This window comes from Sphingomonas sp. Leaf38 (assembly GCF_001421825.1).
GTDB lineage: Bacteria > Pseudomonadota > Alphaproteobacteria > Sphingomonadales > Sphingomonadaceae > Sphingomonas.
In genome coordinates this window covers 147,817-151,030 of sequence record NZ_LMLD01000004.1, presented here as the reverse complement: position 1 = coordinate 151,030, position 3,214 = coordinate 147,817, and the positions used below count along the sequence as shown (strand labels likewise).

Below are 3,214 nucleotides of genomic sequence, written 5' to 3'. Positions count from 1 at the left end.
TCAGCTTCCGCAACGAGGCGGTCGACCTGGCCTTTCGTGCGGATTCGAAGAAGTTCAGCCTGTTTGCGGGCCAATCGCCGGTCGGCGTCGGCGGCATGTTCGCGGCGCCGAAGCTGAACGTGATCTCGAAGGACCTGCTGGCGCGCGTCGGAAGCGGGCTCGGGCTCGCGCTGGTGGCGACACCGGTGGCGGGGATCCTGGCATTCGTCGATGTCGGCGATGCGAAGTCGACCGCGTGCGGGCCGGTACTGGCGGGCGCGACGGCGAAGGCGCAGCGGACGACCAAGGGCGAGGCGCGCGACGACGTCGGCCGGGGAACGACGGCGAAGGGTGAAGACGGCAAGGCATCCGATGCCGAGAAGAAGGGGCAGAAGAAGAAGTTTCTCGGGATTTTCTAAGGGGGGGGCGCGCCTTTGGCGGCGGTCGCGTTCGTAGGGGCAGACGTTTAGGTGCGCATCGATTGGCGGTGCGGCCAAGCTGCGAGTCCATTCTCGCCCACCACACCTCTCCCGTCACCCCGGCGAACGCCGGGGCCCATGTTTACGGCTAGCGCAGTTGGCGGACGTTCCGTGTCCATGGGTCCCGGCTTTCGCCGGGATGACGGAAGGGGGGCTGGGGATGGACGGCGATGACCGTCGGTCGCCGATACGACTTTAGTGGCCGTGGTCGTGTGGACCGTCGTCGTGGCTGCCATGATCGTGCGAATCGGCCTGGATCCGGTGCATCGCCTCGAGCACGTCGTCGAGCCGCGCCGGGTCGCCGATCGCGAGCACATGGCCTTCGCTGTCGGCGGTCAGCGGGTCGCCGTTCCAGTCGCACATCATCCCGCCCGCGCCTTCGACCACCGGCACCAGCGCGGCGAAGTCGTAGATCTTGAGACCTGACTCGCAGACGACATCGAGGTGCCCGCTCGCGAGCAGCCCGTAATTATAGCAGTCGCCGCCATAAACCGGCCCCTGCCGCGGATTGCCGCCGGATATCGCCGCGACCAGTGCGAGGTACGGGGCGACGTCGACCTCGTCGAACAGATGCGGGCTGGTGGTGGCGATCGTCGCGCCCTTCAGTTCGCGGCACATCCGCGTCCGCACGGGCACGCCGTTGAGCGTCGTTGGCCGCCCCGCGACGCCGACCCAGCGTTCGCGCTGGATCGGCTGGTCGATGATCCCGAGCACCGGCCAGCCATCCTCGACCAGCGCGATCAACGTCCCGAAGATCGCGCGGCCGACGGTGAAGCTGCGCGTGCCGTCGATCGGGTCGAGCACCCATTTGCGGTTGGTGACGCCGGCCTTCTCGCCATATTCCTCGCCGATGATGCCGTCGCCCGAGCGCTCGGCATCGAGCAGCCGGCGCATCGCGGCTTCGGCCTCGCGGTCGGCGCGCGTGACGGGGGACTGGTCGTCCTTGATCTCGACGCCGTGCTCGTGGCGGAAATAGGGTCGGATGACGTGGCCCGCGGCATCCGCGAGGCGGTGCGCGAGATCGATATCGGCTTGGGTCACTGGCATTGTCCCTGCCTATCGGCGACCGGCATCAGGAGCAATGGCGCGAGCAATGGACGGATCGTCCGCGGCGGCGTAGGCCGTTGCAATCCAACCGGAGTATCGTCCATGCGCCTCGTCTCGACCCTCGCCACCGCCGCTCTTCTCGCCGCAACGCCGGCGTTCGCGGCGCTCGCCCCCGGCGCCAAGGCGCCGGACTTCACCACGCGTGGCGCGATCGCCGGCAAGGTGTTCACGGTGCATCTCGCCGAGCAGCTGAAGAAGGGCCCGGTCGTGCTCTACTTCTTCCCCGCTGCCTATACCGGGGGCTGCAACGCCGAAGCACACGCGTTTGCCGAGGCGATTCCCGCCTTCACCAAGGCTGGCGCGACGGTGATCGGCATGTCGGCGGACAATGTCGAGACGCTCAGCAAGTTCTCGGCGGAGAAGTGCGCGGGCAAGTTCGCGGTCGCCAGCGCAGGCCCCAACGTCGTCAAGGGCTACGACGTCGCGCTCGGCCAGCAGATTGCGGGTCGCGACGTGACCAAGCGCACCAGCTACGTCATCGCCAAGACCGGCCGGATCGCGTTCGTGCACGACGAGATGAACCCCACCGCGCATGTCGCAACGACGCTGGCGGCGGTGCAGAAGCTGACGGGGAAGTAATCGTTTCCCACCGGACCGGCAGATATCTGCCGGTCCGGTGACAGTATGATAACGCTTTCGGGTCTATCTGTTCGGCGAGACGCGGGGATTTATCATGCAGGACACGGGACCAGCCAGAAGGGACGCGGGCCTATCGCAGGCCGGCATGGCGAAGACGGTGTCGTCGGCGAGCCCTCGGCGCTCGGATTCCGTGTCCGACGAGCATGGCACGCTGTTCGATAGGATCGGACACTTCCTGACCGCGCAGGGGCTGAGCCCCGCACCGCCCCATTATGAGTTCGCGTTCGCGATACTCTCCGCGCCCGACATGCCCCTTGCCAAGGCGGTCGCGCGACTGACCGAGAATGGCGTCCGCCTGACCCGGCGCGACATCGAGCGCCTGGGCGGACGTGTCGTCGATGGCGCCCCGCTGATCCAGCCCTCGCCACCGCGCGCGGCACGCGCCGATCCGGTCCGCCGCGAAGAGGTCGATACGGCGATCGCGCTGGTGGTGGAGACGCAGCAGCAGGTGGACGGCTTCGCGCGGATCGTGCGGACGATGCAGGACGAGACGCGCGGCTTTGGTCGCGATCTCGCCCGGAGCGCCGATGCGATCACGCAGATGGCCGAGATCGACGAGATCGCGCAGATCACCAGCACGATGATCAGCCGGATCCACGACAGCGAAGTCCGGCTGGCCGAGGCGACCGCCGAGGCCGACGGGTTGCGGGCCAAGCTTGCCGAAGCGCAGGAAAGCGCGCGACGCGACGTGCTGACCGGATTGCCCAACCGCCGGGCGTTCGAAGAGGCGCTTGCGGCGCGCGATACGCGCGCGGGTCCGCACTGCGTCGCGGTGTGCGACATCGATCGGTTCAAGCACATCAACGACATTCACGGCCACGGTGTCGGCGACCGCGTGCTGACCGCGATCGGGCAGACGATCGCGGCCGAATGCGCGCCGCATCTCGTGGTTCGTCACGGCGGCGAGGAGTTTGCGGTGCTGCTCAGCGGCGTCGATCTGGCCGATGCCGCGATCTTGCTCGATTCGGTGCGGGGGGCGGTCGCCGCCAAGCGGTTCCGCAATCGCGACA

At 67.9% G+C, this 3,214-nt stretch carries 3 protein-coding genes and 1 pseudogene; 3 read left to right on the top strand and 1 reads right to left on the bottom strand.

Going from position 1 to position 3,214, the window contains the following annotated elements; translation table 11 throughout:
* Window positions 1–398 (top strand): annotated as a pseudogene (locus tag ASE88_RS19305) (AsmA family protein); the annotation flags it as partial.
* Between the two features lie 255 nt (window positions 399–653).
* Here ASE88_RS19305 and ASE88_RS00920 read toward each other — a convergent pair.
* Window positions 654–1,505, bottom strand: coding sequence for an inositol monophosphatase family protein (locus ASE88_RS00920; protein WP_056474285.1), 852 nt, complete (start codon window positions 1,503–1,505; stop codon window positions 654–656).
* Window positions 1,506–1,607: 102 nt separating this feature from the next.
* Here ASE88_RS00920 and ASE88_RS00915 point away from each other — a divergent pair, with 102 nt between their 5' ends.
* Both ASE88_RS00915 and ASE88_RS00910 read left to right on the top strand, forming a co-directional pair.
* Window positions 1,608–2,144 carry a peroxiredoxin gene (locus ASE88_RS00915; RefSeq protein ID WP_055881957.1) on the top strand — a complete coding sequence of 179 codons (537 nt, stop codon included), beginning with the start codon at window positions 1,608–1,610 and terminating at the stop codon, window positions 2,142–2,144.
* 145 nt (window positions 2,145–2,289) lie between these two features.
* A partial coding sequence (locus ASE88_RS00910) for a GGDEF domain-containing protein (protein WP_162233378.1) occupies window positions 2,290–3,214 on the top strand: 925 nt, incomplete at its 3' end.